The sequence below is a fragment of the Nonomuraea fuscirosea genome, assembly GCF_035917475.1.
Classification (GTDB): domain Bacteria; phylum Actinomycetota; class Actinomycetes; order Streptosporangiales; family Streptosporangiaceae; genus Nonomuraea; species Nonomuraea fuscirosea.
Window position 1 is genome coordinate 1,983,845 of sequence record NZ_CP109074.1, and the last position, 17,258, is coordinate 2,001,102.

Annotated in this window: 15 protein-coding genes; 9 read left to right on the plus strand and 6 right to left on the minus strand. The window is 70.9% G+C overall.

Annotated features, from left to right (window positions below; translation table 11 throughout):
• Positions 1-2: 2 nt before the first annotated feature.
• The 7 genes from OIE67_RS08885 to OIE67_RS08915 all read left to right on the plus strand — a co-directional run bounded on the left by OIE67_RS08885 (position 3) and on the right by OIE67_RS08915 (position 8,638).
• Positions 3-1,049, plus strand: a complete 1,047-nt coding sequence (locus tag OIE67_RS08885; RefSeq protein ID WP_326638453.1) for an AAA family ATPase — start codon at positions 3-5, stop codon at positions 1,047-1,049.
• Positions 1,050-1,059: 10 nt separating this feature from the next.
• A complete protein-coding gene (locus OIE67_RS08890) occupies positions 1,060-2,169 on the plus strand; it encodes a DUF58 domain-containing protein (protein ID WP_326638455.1) in 1,110 nt (369 codons plus the stop codon).
• Positions 2,166-4,580: a DUF3488 and transglutaminase-like domain-containing protein gene (locus tag OIE67_RS08895; RefSeq protein ID WP_326638457.1), complete on the plus strand. Its 2,415-nt coding sequence runs from the start codon at positions 2,166-2,168 to the stop codon at positions 4,578-4,580. Before OIE67_RS08890 ends, OIE67_RS08895 begins: the two co-directional genes overlap by 4 nt.
• A gap of 3 nt (positions 4,581-4,583) precedes the next feature.
• Complete coding sequence (locus OIE67_RS08900; protein ID WP_326638459.1) at positions 4,584-5,543, plus strand: winged helix DNA-binding domain-containing protein; 960 nt, start codon at positions 4,584-4,586, stop codon at positions 5,541-5,543.
• A 58-nt stretch (positions 5,544-5,601) separates the two neighbouring features.
• Positions 5,602-6,177, plus strand: coding sequence for an RNA polymerase sigma factor (locus tag OIE67_RS08905; protein ID WP_326638461.1), 576 nt, complete (start codon positions 5,602-5,604; stop codon positions 6,175-6,177).
• Positions 6,170-6,952: a hypothetical protein gene (locus OIE67_RS08910; protein ID WP_326638463.1), complete on the plus strand. Its 783-nt coding sequence runs from the start codon at positions 6,170-6,172 to the stop codon at positions 6,950-6,952. Before OIE67_RS08905 ends, OIE67_RS08910 begins: the two co-directional genes overlap by 8 nt.
• Positions 6,953-7,081: 129 nt before the next feature.
• A complete protein-coding gene (locus tag OIE67_RS08915; RefSeq protein WP_326638465.1) occupies positions 7,082-8,638 on the plus strand; it encodes a heparinase II/III domain-containing protein in 1,557 nt (518 codons plus the stop codon).
• A gap of 36 nt (positions 8,639-8,674) precedes the next feature.
• Here OIE67_RS08915 and OIE67_RS08920 read toward each other — a convergent pair whose 3' ends face one another.
• From OIE67_RS08920 to OIE67_RS08945, 6 genes are all read right to left on the minus strand, one after another.
• Positions 8,675-9,229: a hypothetical protein gene (locus OIE67_RS08920; protein ID WP_326638467.1), complete on the minus strand. Its 555-nt coding sequence runs from the start codon at positions 9,227-9,229 to the stop codon at positions 8,675-8,677.
• The gene (locus OIE67_RS08925; protein ID WP_326638469.1) at positions 9,226-11,292 is read right to left on the minus strand and encodes a hypothetical protein; all 2,067 of its coding nucleotides are present in this window, start codon (positions 11,290-11,292) and stop codon (positions 9,226-9,228) included. The genes OIE67_RS08920 and OIE67_RS08925 overlap by 4 nt, the downstream gene beginning before the upstream one ends.
• Entirely contained in the window at positions 11,289-11,540 is a 252-nt protein-coding gene (locus OIE67_RS08930; RefSeq protein ID WP_326638471.1) for a hypothetical protein, read from the minus strand. Before OIE67_RS08930 ends, OIE67_RS08925 begins: the two co-directional genes overlap by 4 nt.
• A 192-nt stretch (positions 11,541-11,732) precedes the next feature.
• Complete coding sequence (locus tag OIE67_RS08935) at positions 11,733-12,851, minus strand: magnesium and cobalt transport protein CorA (protein ID WP_326638473.1); 1,119 nt, start codon at positions 12,849-12,851, stop codon at positions 11,733-11,735.
• A 22-nt stretch (positions 12,852-12,873) separates the two neighbouring features.
• Positions 12,874-13,347 (minus strand): nuclear transport factor 2 family protein, encoded by a 474-nt coding sequence (locus OIE67_RS08940; RefSeq protein ID WP_326638474.1) that lies wholly within the window; start codon positions 13,345-13,347, stop codon positions 12,874-12,876.
• Positions 13,348-13,351: 4 nt separating this feature from the next.
• Positions 13,352-14,209 (minus strand): amidohydrolase family protein, encoded by an 858-nt coding sequence (locus tag OIE67_RS08945; protein ID WP_407674890.1) that lies wholly within the window; start codon positions 14,207-14,209, stop codon positions 13,352-13,354.
• Positions 14,210-14,542: 333 nt separating this feature from the next.
• Here OIE67_RS08945 and OIE67_RS08950 point away from each other — a divergent pair, with 333 nt between their 5' ends.
• Positions 14,543-15,241 (plus strand): M50 family metallopeptidase, encoded by a 699-nt coding sequence (locus tag OIE67_RS08950; protein ID WP_326638479.1) that lies wholly within the window; start codon positions 14,543-14,545, stop codon positions 15,239-15,241.
• Between the two features lie 45 nt (positions 15,242-15,286).
• On the plus strand, positions 15,287-17,257 hold the full coding sequence (locus tag OIE67_RS08955; protein WP_326638481.1) for a serine/threonine-protein kinase: 1,971 nt from the start codon (positions 15,287-15,289) through the stop codon (positions 17,255-17,257).
• Position 17,258: the final 1 nt, after the last annotated feature.

Below are 17,258 nucleotides of genomic sequence, written 5' to 3' on the forward strand. Positions count from 1 at the left end.
AGTTGAACCAGTACAACTACGGGGACCAGTTCGAGCAGACCGCACAGCCGTACCAGCAGCAGCCGCAGGTGCCGCAGCAGCAGGTCGCCCAGCAGCCCGCGCAGCTGGCCGGCCAGTTCGCCCAGCGGTTCCAGCTGCTGGCGAGCAACATCGAACGCATCATCCGCGGCAAGCACGAGGCCATCGAGCTGGCGCTGATCTGCCTGTTCGCCGAGGGGCACCTGCTGGTCGAGGACGTGCCCGGCACCGGCAAGACCACGCTCGCCCGCTCCGTCGCGGCCAGCGTGGACGCGGAGTGGCGGCGCATCCAGTTCACGCCCGACCTGCTGCCCAGCGACATCACCGGCGTGTCCATCTTCAACCAGGCGCACCAGAAGTTCGAGTTCCACCAGGGGCCCGTCTTCGCCAACATCGTGCTCGCCGACGAGATCAACCGCGCCTCGCCGAAGACGCAGGCCGCGCTGCTGGAGGTCATGGAGGAGCGCCGGGTCACGGTGGACGCCGAGCCGCATCCGGTGCCCAGGCCCTTCCTCGTGGTCGCCACGCAGAACCCGGTCGACATGGACGGCACGTACCCGCTGCCCGAGGCCCAGCTCGACCGGTTCCTGATGAAGATTTCTGTCGGCTACCCGGACCACGTGTCGGAGGTCGAGGTGCTCAAGGGCATGCCGACGGGGCCGCAGGTCGAGCGGCTGCCGGTGGTGGCGCGCGCCTCCGACGTGGCCGGGATGATCGACTTCGCCTCGCGGATCCACGTCGCCGACCCGGTCTACGACTACATCGTGGCGCTCTGCGGCGCCACCCGTACCAGCCCCCATCTGCGGCTGGGCGCCAGCCCGCGCGGCAGCCTGGCGCTGCTGCGCGCGGCCAGGGTCAAGGCCGCCGCGGCCGGACGGCACTTCGTCGTGCCCGAAGACGTCAAGGCGCTGGCCGTGCCCGTCCTGGCGCACCGCCTGATCCTCACCCCGGAGGCCGAGCTGCGCGAGGTCACCGCCGCCGCCGCGCTCGGCGAGATCCTCGCCGGGATGCCGGTGCCGCAGGCGGCGTAGGGTGCGGCTCATGGCGGTGCTGACGCCGCTCGGGCGCGGCACGCTGGCCGGCGCCGTCGTCCTGTACGCGGCCGGGTTCGCGCTCGGCTACCCCGAGCCCGTCGTGCTCGCCACGGGCGCCCTGCTCGCGCTGGCCGCCGCGCTGGCCTGGACCGCGCCGAAGCCGCGGCTGGAGGTGCTCAGGGAGGTCACGCCGGTCAAGGTGCCGCGCGGCGAGGCCGCGGTGGCCGTGCTGAACGTGGCCAACCTCGGCGGCCGCGGTCTGTCCGGGCTGCGCGCCCAGGACCGGATCGGGGCCGACGAGCACACCGTCGACCTGCCCAGGCTGCCCAAGGGGGCGACGCGGACGGTGTCGTACCCGCTGCCGACCGGCACCCGGGGGGAGATCCCGGTGGGGCCGCTCGCGCTCGTGCGCGCCGACCCGTTCGGGCTGACGCGCCGCGTGCGCGAGTACGGCCGGCCCGTCACCCTGCTCGTCCGGCCCCGCACGGTCCCCCTGTCCGTCCCGCCGTCCGGCAAGGCCCACCACCTGGAGGGCCCCACCAGCGACAACGCGCCGAGCGGCACGGTCACCTTCCACACCCTGCGCGAGTACGTGGTGGGCGACGACCTGCGTCACGTCCACTGGCGGTCGAGCGCCCGCACGGGGACGCTGATGGTGCGCCAGCTCATCGACGCCAGCCTGCCGACGACGACGGTCCTGCTCGACACGCGGGGCCTGACGGAGCCGGCGGTGGACGCGGCCGCCTCGGTCGCGGTGGCCGCCGCCCGGGCCGGCTTCCCGGTACGGCTCCTCACCGACGCCGGGCCCCTGCCCGACAGCAAGTCGGACGCGGAGGCGGTCCTGGACCGGCTCGCCCTGGTCCAGGCGCGCACGTCGGGAGCCGCCGGCGCTTCGGGAGTCACGGAGGCGCTGCGGACGGCGCGGGGCGGGGGATCGCTGGTGCTGGTGACGGCGGACCCGGCTGAGGTGGGGCGGGCCGCGGGAGTGCGGCGCCGCTTCGACCGGGTCATCTGCGTGTACGTCGGCGCCGGCCCCGCTCCTGCCGCGCCGCCCGGGGTGTCGGTGGTACGCGTCTCGTCACTGGAGGAACTGCCGGTGGCCTGGGGCGCCCGATGACCGACCAGACCCTCGGCGGCCCATCCGGCCCCGTACCGCCGCCCGGGTACGGTCCTCCGCCTGGTGCCGCCCCTGGGCACGGGCCGGTGGGCGGCGTACCCGCTCATGAGGCGACGCCGATGGGGGCGCCCGGCTCGGGCGGGCACGGACCCGGGGCGGCGCCAGCCGGTGGATCCGGCGGCGGCGCGGCGTCCGGCGGCGAGCGGGCGGCGGGCTCGCGGTCGTCCCGGCACGACCGTGCCGGGTCCCGTGGGCGCGCCCGGCGGGCCGCGACCGGCGGCGACCGGCGCGCGGACACCCAGGACGGCGGCGACCGGCGCGCGGACACTCGGGAGGGCGGCGAGTGGCGGGGGCGCGGGGCGGACGGGCCCGGGTGGCGGTGGGCGGCCGGGCTGGGGGTCGTGGCGGCGACCGCGGCCGTGGCCGGATGCGGGTTCCACCGGGTCTTCCCGTCGGACGGGCTGCTCCTGGCCGTCGTCCCCGCGGCCGTGGCCCCCGCCGTCGTCGCCGCGCTCGTCCGCCGCCGCCCGCTCTGGCTGGCCCTGGCCCTGGACGTGCTGCTCTGGCTGGCCGGCACCGTCCCCCTCTACCAGGCACTCACCCCCACGGTCCTGGCCGACGTGGGCAACGCCTGGCACGCCCTGCTCACCACCCTCCTGCCCGCCCAGCCGGAACCCCGGCTGCTGGTCCTCGTGCACACCCTGGTCTGGGCCGCCGCCACCATCGGCGCGGAGACCCTGACCCGTACCAGAACCAAGATCGTGGCCGCCCTGCCCGCCCTCGCCGTCTACGGCGTGGCGCTGCTGCTCGGCGTGGACGGCGAGGGCTCCAACCTCCCGGTCGCCGCCGCGCTCTTCGTGCTGATCGCCGCCCTCGCCCTCCTGCGCGACGGCCGCTCGCCCGTCTGGCTGCTCACCGGCCTTCCCGCGGCGGCCGCCCTGGCCGCGCTGGCGCTGGTGGCGGGCCCGCTGCTGCCGATGGCGGCGCAGCCGTACAACCCCAGGAACGACGTCGAACTGCCCCCGCCGGCCCGCGTGGACAGCGTCAGCCCGCTCGACCGCGTCTCCGCGTGGCTGCAGATCCCCGACCGCGACCTGTTCACCGTCAGGGCCGACAAGCCGCAGAACTGGCGGCTGGCCGTGCTCGACCGGTACGACGGCGTCCGCTGGACCTCGGGCGCCCGCTTCCAGCCCACCGGCGGCCGGGTCCCCGAGGGCGAGTGGACGGGCGCGGCGGACGTCGTCCACCAGAAGGTGACGTTCGGCGGCCTGCCCGGCACCTGGCTGCCCGCCGCCGAACGCCCCGAGAACGTCACCGGCGTACGCGGCCTGGCGGTGGACCCGGGCAGCGGGGCCCTGCTCACCACCGGCGGTAAACCGGGCAAGGGATTCGGTTACCAGGTGACCTCGCGTGTGCCCAAACCGTCCAAGGAGGACCTGCTCGCCGCCACGCCCGTACGCGACCCCGCCCTGACCGCGTTCCCCGCCGGCCCGCAGGAACGGCTGTTCCGCCGGCTCGCCCAGCAGGCCGTCAAGGGCGCCGACGCGCCGATCAAGCAGGCCTACCGCCTGCAGAGTTACCTGCGCACCAACGCCAGTTACGACGTCACCGCCCCTCCGGGGCACTCGCTCAAGGGGCTGGAGTTCTTCCTGCAGACCACCCACCGGGGGACGTCGGAGCAGTTCGCGGCCACGTTCGCGCTCATGGCCAGAACCCTCGGGCTGCCGTCACGGGTGGTCGTGGGGTTCCGGCCGGGGCAGGCGTCCGGCGGGGCTTATCACGTCAAGTCGGGACATGTGATGGCGTGGGCGGAGATCGAGTTCGAGGGGCTGGGCTGGCGGCCGTTCTATCCGACGCCGGGACGCAGCGGGGCCAAGGACGACCACGAGGTCGTCTCGTCGGCGATCGAGGAGAGCGAGGAACTGGAGGGGGAGTTCGCCAAGGGCGGCAGCGACCGGTCACGGCAGTCAAAACCGCAGGCCACGGGGAACGGCGAGCAGGACGGCTCCGGCCCGCCGGTCTGGGTGGTCGCGGCGGTGGCGGCGGGCGGCCTGCTGGTGGCGTACGGCGTCGTGATCGTGGTGGTGCCGTGGCGGCGCAGGCGCGGCCGCCGTCTGGCGCCGGGCCCGGAGCGGCGGGTGCTCGGGGCGTGGCGGCAGACGTGCGACGACCTGGGGCTGCGGGGTGAGCCCGCGCTGACGGCGGAGGACGTGCTGTCCCGCCAGCCCGTCGACATCTCACCGCATCTCCGGCCGTTGGCCGAAATTTCGAACTTCGTCCGGTACGCCCCCGAAGCCGGCACCGACACGGCGGCCACAGAAGCCTGGCACCACAGCGACGCCATCCGCCGGATCGTCCACGCCCGCACCCCCTTTACCATCCGCCTGCGCGACCGTCTGCTGCTGCGATAACCGATGAGAAGCGTCGAGGCGCAACTCCTGCACCGCCCTCCCGGCCTGACGGCGGGCGAGATCGTCCGGTGCCTGACGGCCGTCCAGGCCCAGGACGTGCCCTCCGCCCTGCTCGCCTTCCGCGCCCGCTCCGCCACCCTCACCAGGGCCGACGTCGAGGCCGCCGGGCAGGCCCGCGAGCTCGTCAGGACGTGGGGCCCGCGCGGCACCCTCCACCTCGTGCACGCCGACGACCTCCCCTGGATCCACGCCCTCACCAGCAGCGCCACGAACGCCCGGCGCCGCCTGGCCCAAGAGGGCGTCACCGGCGACGACCTGCTCGCCCTCATCGACCGCGCCCTCGCGGGCCAGGGCCCGCTCACCAAGGCCGAACTGGAGGAACGTCTCGCGGGCCGGGCCCGCGGTCAGGGCGTCGTGCACCTGGTGGCGCTGGCCGCCCACCACGGCCTGGCCGTACTCGGGCCGTCCCGCGCGGGCAAGCCCACGTACGTCCACGCCGCCGACTGGCTCGGCGCGCCCATCACGCCCGAGCCCGACCGCGACCGCGCACTGAAGGAACTGGCCGTCCGCTACCGCCGCGCCCACCACCCCGCCGACCCCGAGGACCTGACCGCCTGGTCCGGCCTCCCGCTCGGACAGGCCCGCCGCGCCTGGGCCATGAGCGCCGCCCCCGCGCCTGTGCCACGTACGGCCCCTTTCGTCCGGCTCGCCCCCGCCTTCGACGAATACCTGATGGGCTGGCGCGACCGGACGCCGATCCTGGCCGCCGACCACGCGCGGAAAGTCTTCCCAGGAGGCGGCATCCTGCGGCCCGTCGTGCTGGTGAACGGCGTGATCCAGGGCGTGTGGACGCGGAAGGGCCCGCGCGCGAGCGTGGAACCGTTCGGCGACCTTCCCGGGGAGATGCTCGACGCGGAGATCACCGACGTCCACCGCTTCCTCAGCGTGGAGACGCGGGCGTGAAGCCGAATCGGCCTATCGGGTGATTAGTCATGAGCACCGATCCACCGGAGGGTTGCACATGACAGGGGAGAGCATCGCGGCCATGATGCCCTGGGCGGCCCGCGCGCCGGGAACGCTCGCGGACGAGGCGGCGTTCGAGGCGGCGTTCGACGCGCACTTCGGCGAGATCCACGCCTACGTCGCCCAGCGCGTCGGCCCCGACCACGCCGAGGACATCGTGGCCGAGACCTTCCTCACCGCGTTCAGGAAGCGCGCCCAGTACGACCCGTCCCGCGCCGGGGTGCGGGCCTGGCTGTACGGCATCGCCACGAACCTCGTCGGCAAACACCGCCGCCTGGAGGCGCGCACCCTGCGCGCGCTCGCCCGCTGCGCCCCCGACACCGACGCGCCGGGACACGAGGAGACGGTCGCCGTACGGGTCAGCGCCCAGAGCCTGCGGCCGGAACTGGCCGCCGCCCTGGCCGGGCTGAACCGGGGCGACCGCGACGTCCTGCTGCTGGTCGCGCTGGCCGGACTCGGCCACGACGAGATCGCCACGGTGCTCGGCATCCCGTACGGCACCGTCTGCTCCCGCCTGAACCGGGCCAGAAGGAAACTGCGGGCGCTGCTCGGGGAGGTGGCCGTCCATGGATGAGCTGATCCGCGACCTGTACGGGACGCCGCGCGAGGACCCGCGGGCCCGGCAGCGGGTGTGGCGCAAGGTGACGGCCAGACGCCGGCGCGCGCGGCTGACCTGGATGACGATCCCCTTCACCGCGGCGCTGACGGCGATCCTGCTGACCGTCCTCCCCGCCACCGATCCGCCGCCGGTCCCCGGCCGCTCGATCCTGCTGACGGCCGCCGCCTCCGCCGCGTCCAGCGGATCCGCGGGCGCGTACTGGCACGTCAGGAAGCAGCGCGACGGCGGCCCTGAGACCGAGCTCTGGGTGAACGCCCAAGGCCGGGCGTGGACCGCCGAACGCGGGCGGGTCAGCCGCGTCACCGGCCGGCCGCCGTTCAGCCTGGCCGGGCGCGGCATGACGTACGAACAGATCCGGGCCCTGCCCGCGGAGGCGGGCGCGCTGCGCGACCAGGTGGCCGCCCTGTTGCCCGACGGCTCACGCGGGCTGCTCGCCGACGCGCTCAGCGGCCTGCTGTGGACCAAGCCGTCGGCCCCCGGCGTGCGCGCGGCCGCGTACCGGGCCCTGGCCGACCTGCCCGAGGTCCGCTACCTGGGGGCCGCCACGGACCCGCGGGGGCGCGGCGGGGAGGCGTTCGCCTACGGGCTGCCCTCCGGCGTGCGGCGCACGTTGATCATCGACCCAGCCTCCTCGCAGGTGCTGTCCAGCGTCGACAGCGGTCAGGGCGGCCGCTCGGAACTCATCCTGACCGCCGGATGGACCGACCAGGCCCCTCCGAACCTCCCCTGACCCGCGCCTCCTCACCCGCCACGCACGTGTGACTTCAGCGTGTGTGGCGCCGGCCCGGCCATAGGGGTGGCGGCCTCGCACTGGGCCTGAGGCATATGCCGGTCAATTCACCCTTTGGAGCATGACGACGTGTTCTGGCGTGCCCGCTCGACCTCAGGCAAGGCCATCTGCCTGAGCGATCAGTTCCCCGGAATCAAGGTGGAGGAGGTGATGCGCGGCCAGGTGACCTTCGTCGGCCTGCCACCGGTAGAACTCGGCACCGGCGAGATCGACTGGACCGCGAACCCGCACGGCAACCGTTCCTGGGCGCTCAACCTGCACACGCTGCGCTGGATGGGGCGGCTGGTCGGCGCGTACGAGCAGAGCGGTGATCGAGCCCGCCTCGACCGCGCCGCCGACATCACCACCCAGTGGCTGCGCGCCAACCCGAGAGGCGGCGTCGGCGTCAGCCCGTGGGCCTGGGCCGAGCACGCCGTCGCGCTGCGCGCCCCCGCCCTGGTGTGCCTCAGCGAACACGTCCGGACACCCGCCCTGTGGGACTCCCTGGCCGAGCACGGGGAGGTCCTGGCCGCCCCGGCGCTCTACCGCGAAGGCCACAACCACGGCCTGGACCAGGACATCGCCCTCCTGGTCGTGGGCTGCCGCCTGGGCCGGGCCCGCTGGCGTGACCTGGCCGTACGCAGGATGACCGGCTCCGCGGAACGCGCCATCGACGCCCAGGGCGTCCTGCACGAACAGGCCCCCCGCTACGGCCTCTACGTCTACCGCCGCCTCGGCGTCGCCCTGCGTGCCATCCGCGAGAGCGGCACCGAGCCCCCCGAACGGCTGCTGGCCAGACGGCGCGCCCTGGAGACCTACGTGGCCCACGCCACCCAGCCCGACGGCCACCTCGTCCCCATCGGCGACAGCCCCGCCGACACCCGCGCGGACGGCTTCCCCCACGAGGGCCCCACGGTGCGGGTTTTCGACGGAGGTTACGTCTTCGGCCGGACCGCCTGGGACGACCCGCACTCCGCGTACTACTCGATCCGATTCGGCCCCGGCCGCCGCCTGCACGGCCACGAGGACCACCTCGGCCTCACCTACGCCGCCCGAGGCCGCCGCATCCTGGTGGAGGCCGGCTTCCACTCCTACGAACGCACCGGCTACGTCGACTGGACCCGCTCACCCGAAGCCCACAACGTCCCCATCCCCACCACCGGCACCTTCCGCCCCGGCACTCCCACCCACCTCCTCTCCTCCTCCATCACCCCGGCCACCCAGTCCTTCACCCTCACCGACGACGCCTACGGCATCCGCAGAACCCGCCACATCGTGATCAACCACGGAACGGATTGGCTGGCAGTACACGACACCGCCGACTCAGGCACCCTACGCACCACCTTCCACCTCGACCCTTCCCTCAAGCTTCTGTCCCGGGGCGACGGGGCGGTGGTATTGGGCGACGACACAGGCTTCCGCGTCACCCTCCTGCATTTCCCGGGAAAGGGAGAGTCGATACGGCCCGGGCTGGTCTCCACCGGTTACCTCCGCACCGCTGAGAACATCACCGTCCTGTCGCCGGAGGCACAGAGCGTCCTGACGGTGATCGTGCCGCAGGCGTGCTCAAAAGAGCAGGCACGCAGAGTCGCCGGACCGGCTTTTCAGTTTGTACGGCCACACGACCTCGTCGATCCCGAGCTCTGAACGGGCACTGGACATCGGCCGAAAGCCCGAAATAGCTCACTCATGCTCATCCAGCAAGACGGGCTTGAGTTGCCGGAAGAATTCAGTAGCGTCCGCCAGCGAGTCTCTGTTCTGCGTGCTTTGCATAATGCTGACGATGAGCAGGCGATGGTAATCTGACGTCCATCCGTAGACGAATGCTACGGTCTCGTTCTGGGCATTCTTTCGTCGTCCGGCGAATCCCGGCCCCATCCCGTCAGGTAGCTGTTGAGCTTGAGTGGCCAGCCTGGTGTTCTCGAGGTCCTCCGCGTCGTTCTCTGATGGATCGAGGAGCTCGATCAGAAGTCCTCGCTCGCCTGCGGAGATTCCATCATCGCTGACTGTGCACGATGTGAAATGCTGACTGGAACCCAGCTTGGTGATGGAAGCCTTGTAGCGACTAAGGCCCGTGGCAATTTTGATGGCGTTCGCTGAGATCAGGTCGCACTCGCGCGGCGCGGCAGTGACATCTCCTAGCGGGCGGGTGTCGGGAGGAACTACGAGAGGAGCGGAACATGCCGTGCCTGCTCCAGTGGGGATGGCGATAACGATCGTAAGGAGCAGCATTTTCATGCACTACTCCCGGAATAGTGATCCTTGGCGGCGTTGAAACCGTCCGCGATGGCGCCGTATGGTTGGCTGAAGACGCGGCCGATGTCATCCAAGGTCAGCCATTCCTCGTAGTTCTCTCGCTGGCTGTCGTTCATCTCCGCCCATGGGATGAGTTTTCCATCGGCTAGAAAATGACCCTCAGCGCCGGGAAGGAAATCCTGGTGGAAGTAAGGGTGCATCTCCGGCGGTTCTTTTTCGTCGCCGAATAGGCGATGGCGCAGCATCGCGGCGATGGTGAGATCGGTGAACATGTGCTTTGCGGCTCCGAGGGCGGTGTCCGCATCTGTGCGTGCTCGTCCCTCGTTAGTGGACTTGATCTTCCCGAAGATCTTCCCTCTGGCTTCGTCGACCAAGAGTCCGATGAACTTTCCCTGCGGACCTGGCGCCAGGCCGACCACTTTCTCACTCACCTCCTTGAATATGGCGAAACGAGCATCATCTCGTTTCGCCGCCTCGATGCTGGCGATGTTGGCTGCATCGGTGAGCGCATATGTTGTCATGCTAAGGTTTCGCACTGCTTGGGTGAATTCTCCACCATCGCTACCGCTCATACGAGATTCGAGCAGCGTCTGTCGTATGGCGGCGCTATGCTGGTTTGTGGCGTCCGGATGGGCTTTATGCCAAGATTCAAAGTCGGCCGCTACCTTCTGTGCGATCTCGGCGCCCAGTTGGTCCAGTACATCGGTGGAGTACTGTCCGTGTGCGGCGATCACCGTCTTGAAGGCGTCCGGGTCTTCGAATGCCCACGTCATGGCCTGCTTCAGATTCACGGAGTTGAACTTGGCTCCGTAGGGTTCAGACCCGATCAAATTCTTGTCGGCGTCCGGGCCTGTCACGACTCCCGGCATCTTCTGTGTGAAGGCGCGCGTGTCGCGATGCACGTCTCCCGTGTACTGGGCGAGCACTGACGCGAGGTGGCCGCGGGTGGTCGGGAGGTTCTGCTGGACTTTCGGGTCGCTCCAGAAGTGGACCGCCCATGAGGCGATCAGTGCGGACTTGTAGCCGCGTGAATCCCCCGGTGGCAGGTCGTGATCGCGGAATTCCGTGCCGGCCGCCTCGATGGCCCAGCCGAGTTCCGTGTCGGCGTCGCTGTCCCAGTGGTGTTTGCGCATCAGGTACGCCAGCGGACGCCGCTGCGGGTCGGTGAAGAAGTCCTGGGCGACGGTGGGATGGTGGGCGAGGGCGGTCAGGGCGGCGCCCATGGGGCTGAGGTCGCCGGGTGCCGCGTCTCTCGGGCCGGGCAGTGCCCAGGGGTCTCGTGGGAGGCTCGGGTCCGGTGGGTGGGCCAGGTCCTTGTCGTACAGTTTCTGGACCACCGTGAGCAGGAACGTGTGGTCGAACTCCGCGTCCTGGAGCAGCCTCTTCACCGCGAACGCGTCCTGCCCGTTCTCGATCCCGTCGACCAGTTGGTCGGCGTAGCCGTCCGGCAGTCTCATCCGGCCCGCGCCCCGTGAGGCGGTGCCGAGGATGGTGCTGAGCATGGTGAGGAGCCTGTCCTGGGTGATGACGTCGCGCTGGAGCGGGCGGGCCGAGGCGGAGAGGCCGGCCCCGTAGAGGGCGTTGATCAACGCCTTCAGTTCGCGCGGCGGTATCTCCGTGGCGAAGGCCGTGGCGAAGTACGGGTCGTTCTTGTGCCGCTCGATCTCGGCCACCAGGTGCGGATCGAGGGAATGGCTCGTGACCTGGTCCCGTAGCTGAGTGGCCAGGGTCTTGGCGGAGGCCGCGCCCTCGGCGGGTGAGCTCGACAGCCAGGGTGATTCGTCGGCCCAGAGGGTGCCGCCCGTGCCGGAGGTGCGGTCCGGTTCGGCGAGGATGAGGTCGAGGCGGCCTTGGAGCGAGGGGATCAGGTCGCTCATCTGACGGCCGATGTCGCGCAGCGGCGACGGGCCCCACAGGTGGATGCCCAGGGACGTCAGCGCCCGCTCCACCTGGCGGTCGACGTCCGGGATCATGCCGCTGACCCGCTTCATGCCGTCGATCAGGCGGGTCATCAGCGCGGGATCGATGCCGACCATGGGGCTCATCGAGGAACTCCCGCGGCGCCCTGGTCGCTCGGCTGGAGTGAGTCCAGGAGGGACAGGGCGCGGGTGAAGCGGTCTCTGAAGCCGCGGTCCCAGGCGCGCAGTTCGGCGGCGAGCCGGTCTCCGGACGCGCCTTTGAGCGCGCCGTCGTCCACCAGGCGGATGAGCGCGGTCACGTCATTCACGTGATAATCGCGCAATTCCTCAATGTGCCGCCGGGCGGCGTCGATCTGTTCCCGCGTCGCCATCATCGCCTGATCTCATTCGTCCTGTGGAACGGGCACGCCGAGCCGATGGAATGGTAACCGGAGGCCGGCCGCGGAGTGGAGTGGATCAGGGGATTGCAGAGAAAGAGCCATCGGGGAGGTGCCGCTTGTCGGGCGGGCGTGTCTGTTTATGGGTTTCAGGTGTTATAGCGTGGCAAATGCTAAATCGGGGAGAATCTACAGCCAGTTGCGGCGTTTGAAGACCCTGTGGAGGATCAGGCAGACGGCACCCATCAGGACGATGGCGAACGGGTAACCGAACACCCAGTGCGTCTCCGGCATGAAGTCGAAGTTCATCCCGTAGATGGTGCCGACCAAAGTGGGGGCGAAGAGGATGGCGGCCCAGGCGGAAATGCGCTTGACCTCCTCGCCCTGCTGGATGCTGGCCTCCGTCATGCGGGCCATCTCCGCGTTCTGGGCCTGGGTCACCAGGGTGGAGTTGACGATCAGGATGTTCTGCAGCATCTGCCGGAACGAGGAGATGCGCTCGGTCACGGTGATCGCGTGGTCGGTGACGTCGCGCAGGTAGCTCTGGAGTTCTTCGGCCACCCCGTATTTCCGCGCCCCCGCGATGAAGCCGTTGATCATGTCGGTCAGGGGCGCCGTGGCCCGCTGGAACTCGATGACCTCGCCGGAGAGCTCGTACACGCGCCGCGACACCGACGGGTCGCCGCTGAAGACCTCGGCCTCGATCTCCTCGATGTCCTTCTGCAGCCCGGCGACCACCGGCGCGAATCCGTCGACGACGGCGTCGAGGAGCGCGTACAGGACGGCCTGCGGGCCCTGGCGGAGCAGGTCGGGGTCGGATTCCATGCGCCGGCGCACGGCCACGAGGTCGGGGGCCTCCGCGTGGCGTACGGTGATGACGAAGTTGGGGCCGACGAAGATGTGCAGTTCGCCGAACGCGACCTCCTCGGCCGCGTCCAGGTAGCGCGCGGCGCGCAGCACGACGAACAGCGTGTCGCCGTAGCGGTCGGCCTTGGGCCGCTGGGAGCCGACGATGGCGTCTTCGAGCGCCAGCTCGTGCAGCTCGAACTCCTCGCCGAGCTTGACCAGCTCCCACTCCTTCGGCCGGTAGAGCCCGATCCAGGCCATGGCGTCGGGCATCTGCTTGAGGCGGTCGAAGGCGTCGGCGAGCGAGCCGGGGTTGTCGACCCGCTCGCCGTTCTGGTAGATCGCGTTGTCGATGACGGTGGGACGGTAGGGGGGCTCGTCGCCGGCCCGCGGGTCCATCGAGTGTTCCGGCGCTTCCTCGCGTACGTCCGCGCCGCGCCTGAACCCCTTCACCCTGGCCATGAAGCCTCCCTGACGACTGTGACTATGACGGACGGAACTCGTCGAGCTGCTGGGTGGCGCGGTCTCTGATGGTCTTGCGCCACATCGGCGTCCAGCCGAAGAGCAGCCCGTGGGGTCTGCCCAGCGCCATCTTCGACCACCGCTTGAAGTCGAACTCGTCGTGGTGGCGCACGATCAGGTCGTCCTCGAACCTGAACAGCGCGTCGATCTCGTTGACGACCTCACGCCCGGTGCTGGAGAAGGTGTAGCGGGCGGTCCAGTGAGCGGTGCCGCTACGGTCGTCGGCGGTGACATCCCGGTATTCCGACTTCAGCCCGTCACGAACGCCGAGCTGCAGCCGCCACATCCTCATCACCCGGTCCCGCCCTTCGACCTCCTGGAAGATGGGATCGCCGAAGCTGACCTCAGGGTGGTAGCAGCGCTCCATGGCCGCGTAGTCCGCGCGCCCCAGAGCGTCGTAGAAAGCGCTGATGAGCGCCACGTGCCGATCGTTCACCCCTCTATCGAATCACGGCCGCACCGTTGTCCCAGCACACAGCCCGCAACCAGGCATCCCCGAGATCAAGGCGTTCCAGGGCGTCGAGCTGATGGACATAGGGGTACGGAATGGTCGGGAAGTCGCTGCCGAGCACCACCTTCCCCGCCAGACCCAGATCAAGCAGCGCGGGCCGCAGCCGATCGGGGAACGGCATGCCCAGCTCGCTGAACTCGGTGAACGCCATCGTCGTGTCCAGCATCACCCGCTCGTGGCGGGCGGCGAGGTCGAAGAACGGGTCGTACTCGGGCATCCCGAGATGAGCGATCACCACGCGCAGCGCCGGATGCCGGCGCAGCACCTCGCCGATCGGCTCCGCCCCGACGTAACCGCCCGGCACGGGTACGGAGCTCGCGTGCACCACCGCCGGCACCCCGGCCTCGGCCAGCAGCCCCCACACCCCGTCCAGTTCAGGGGCACGCGGATCGAATCCGCCCACCTGCAGATGCACCTTGAAGATCTTGACCCCGTCCGCCAGCGACCGCCGCACGTATCCGTCGACCCCAGGCTCGGGGTAGAAGGTCGCCGACGGAAGACAGCCGGGTGTACGCCGGGCGAACTCCAGCGTCCAGACGTTCAGGTCGGAGGCCATGCCGGGTTTGTGCGCGTACGCGAGGGCGGGGAACGTGCGCACGCCCATCATCCGCAGCCGCTCGACCCGGCGCTCGACCGGCCACCGGTAGGCGATGTGCCAGCCGTCGCCCATGAGCGGCCCGCCGTGGGCGAAGTGGTGCCACACCCGGCGCTCCATGCGTTCGGGCAGGAAGTGCACGTGCAGGTCGATCAGGCCGGGCAGCCCCAGCTCGCTCCACCAGCCGGGCACCCGCGCGTCGGATTCGGGCTCGTCGAAGGAGGTCCCGTCCGGTGCGTTCTCTTCCGGCGTAGCCGGGGGCGTGACTCCGGGCAAGGGCCCGCGCGCAGCTGAGGGCGTAGCCGAGGGTGCGGCTGAGGGTGTGGCTTCTTCGGGCACGGTGCCGACCCTACCGACGGGCTCCCGCGACCGGCAGGCCGCCACTCTCCGGCCCCCGCCGGTGGTCATCCCCACAGGGTCGTCCACCGGTGGCCCGCCGATCTCCGCCGATCGGTTCATGCCGGCCGGAAATCCCTGGCTTCACGGGCTCCGGGGAGCAGGCCGAGCGGTTAGGGTTTCTCCTCGATGGACAAGTTCTGGGCCCACCTGATCGCGGTTCAGCCCAACCCCGATCCCTGGGTGGTGGGCGTCTCGGCGCTGGCCGCCCTGCTGATCGTCGGCTTCCGCATGCCCTGGCAGGTGTCGCGCGGCCTGATCACGATCGCCCACGAGGGCGGTCACGCCCTGATGGCCCTGCTCACCAGGCGCAAGCTCGAAGGCATCCGGCTGCACTCCGACACCTCGGGTGTGACCCTGACCAGGGGCCGGCCCACCGGTCCCGGCATGGTGCTGACCGCGCTCGCGGGCTACCTCGCGCCGCCGTTCCTCGGGCTGGGCGCCGCGTGGATGACCGAGCAGGGGCGCATCACGCTGCTGATCTGGGGCGTGCTGCTGCTCCTGGTCTGCATGCTGCTGCTGATCCGCAACCTGTACGGCGCGCTGATCCTCCTGGTGACCGGCGGCGCGGTGTTCGCGCTGATCATGTACGCGCCGGCCGACGTGCAGCAGGTCGTGGCCATGGTGGCGGCCTGGTTCCTGCTCTTCGGCGGCATCCGGCCGATCATCGAGCTGCAGCACAAGCGGCGCAGGCGGCAGGCCAGAGACTCCGACGCCGACCAGCTCGCCCGGCTGACGTTCCTGCCCGGCGGGTTCTACGTGTTCTTCTTCCTGCTGGTCGCGGTGGTGTCCGTGCTCTTCGGCGCATACCTCATGAACCCCCTCTGATCCCGCTATTTCGCACTAAACTCCACAGCAACAGGGGGAGATGACGTGCTGCCAGTCGAGGACGCCCCGGGCTACCGGGTACTCGATCAGGCGGGTCAGGGCGGATTCGCCGTCGTGTACCGCGCCTACCAGGAGCGCCTCGACCGCGTCGTGGCGCTCAAGGTGCTGTCCGTCGATCGGGTCGACCAGCGCACGATGCGCAGGTTCCAGCGCGAACTGCAGCTCACCGGCCGGCTCACCGGGCATCCGAACGTCGTCACCGTCTTCGACACGGGCGTGACCAGCTCGGGCAAGCCGTACATCGCGATGGACTTCTTCGAGAACGGCTCCCTGCGCGACAAGGTCCGCAAGGAGGGGCCGCTGCCGGTGTCCGAGGTGCTGCGGGCGGGCGTCAAGCTCGCCGGCGCGCTGGCCGCCGTACACGAGGCCGGGGTGCTGCACGGCGACATCAAGCCGCAGAACATCCTCATCTCCCGGTACGGCGAGCTCGCGATCGCCGACTTCGGCGTGGCCAGGGTCGTGGACTCCTCGGAGATCTCGGCCACCTCGCAGGCGTTCACCCCGCTGCACGCCGCGCCCGAGGTGCTCACCGGACAGCCCCACTCGGCCTCGACCGACATCTACTCGCTCGGCTCGACCCTCTACCACCTGCTGGCCGGCCGGCCAGCCTTCCACAACCCGGCCGACCCGTCGATCGCGCCGCTGATGTACCGCGTGCTCAGCGTCGAACCGCCGCCGATCAACCGCCCGGACGTGCCGCGGGCGGTCTTCGAGACCGTCGTACGGGCGATGTCCAAGCAGCCCGAGTCCCGGTACGGCTCCGCGCGCGAGCTGGCCAGGCGCCTCCAGGCGGTGCAGGCGGACCTGGGCCTCCCGGTCACCGACCTGCTCGGCCAGGACTCCGGCCCCGCTGCCGCCACCGGCGGCCACCCGTCCCAGACCGGCGGCGGCCCACCCTCCACAGGCCACCACCTGCCGCAGGGCAGCGCCCTCCCCTCCACGGGTCACCACCTGCCGCAGGGCGGCGCCCTCCCCACCACAGGTCAGCATGCGCCGCAGGGCGGTGGTGCTCAACCCGTGCCCGGCCAGCACCCGCCACAGGGAGGGGACGCCTTTCTCGCTACGGGCAACCATCCGACACAGGGAAGCGGCGCTTTCCCCGCCACGGGCAGCCAGTTGCCGCCCTTCCCGCGGCAGGCCACCGGCCAGAGCGAGGCGACGCCCGACACGGCCGCCGCCGCGTCGGCGCAGGCGTACACGGCGCCGGGCCGGCAGAACGACCTGCGGTGGAGCCCGGAGTACTCAGCCTCCCGTCAAGCCCAGCCCGGCTCGACGCAGCCCGGTCCAGCCCAGCCCAACCAAGCCCAGCCGGGCCCCGTACACCCCCACTCCGCGGCGCAGTTCGGCTCCGCCCAGGCCCAGCACGCGCAACAGCCCACCTACCCCCCGGCTCAGCCCCCCACAACCCCGCAGAATCCGGTCCAGCCGGGCGCCGGGCACCGGAAGCCGGCCGGTTCGGAGAGCGCCACCCGCGTCAGGAACGGCATCCTGGTCGGCGGCGCGGTGGCGGTGGCCGTCACCGGCGGCACCGTGCTGGCGGTCTACCTGTCGCTCCAGCCGCCCTCCGACCCCCGGACGACCCCGGCCACCAGCACGGCCGCGCCCCGGCAGCAGCCCGAGAACCAGACCTCCATCGACAAGAGCGAGGTGGCGGCCCTGGCGCCGCGCCAGGTGAAGGCGGCGGCCGACCAGGGAGCGCTGGTGGAGCTGCGCTGGACCCTGCCCGCCGGCGCCCGCGACTATCCGGTGGTCCTGCAGCGCTCTCCGATCAAGGAGGGCGAGCAGGCGATCACCGCGCTGAGCACGGGCGCCACTTCGGCCCGGGTAGCCGGCCTCGATCCGAACCGCGGCTACTGCTTCCTGGTCGGCGTGCCGCTGCGGATCTCGGAGAACTCCACGGTGGCCTGGTCGGCGCCGTACTGCATCAGGGGCGCACGCGCCAAACAAGGTCAGTGAC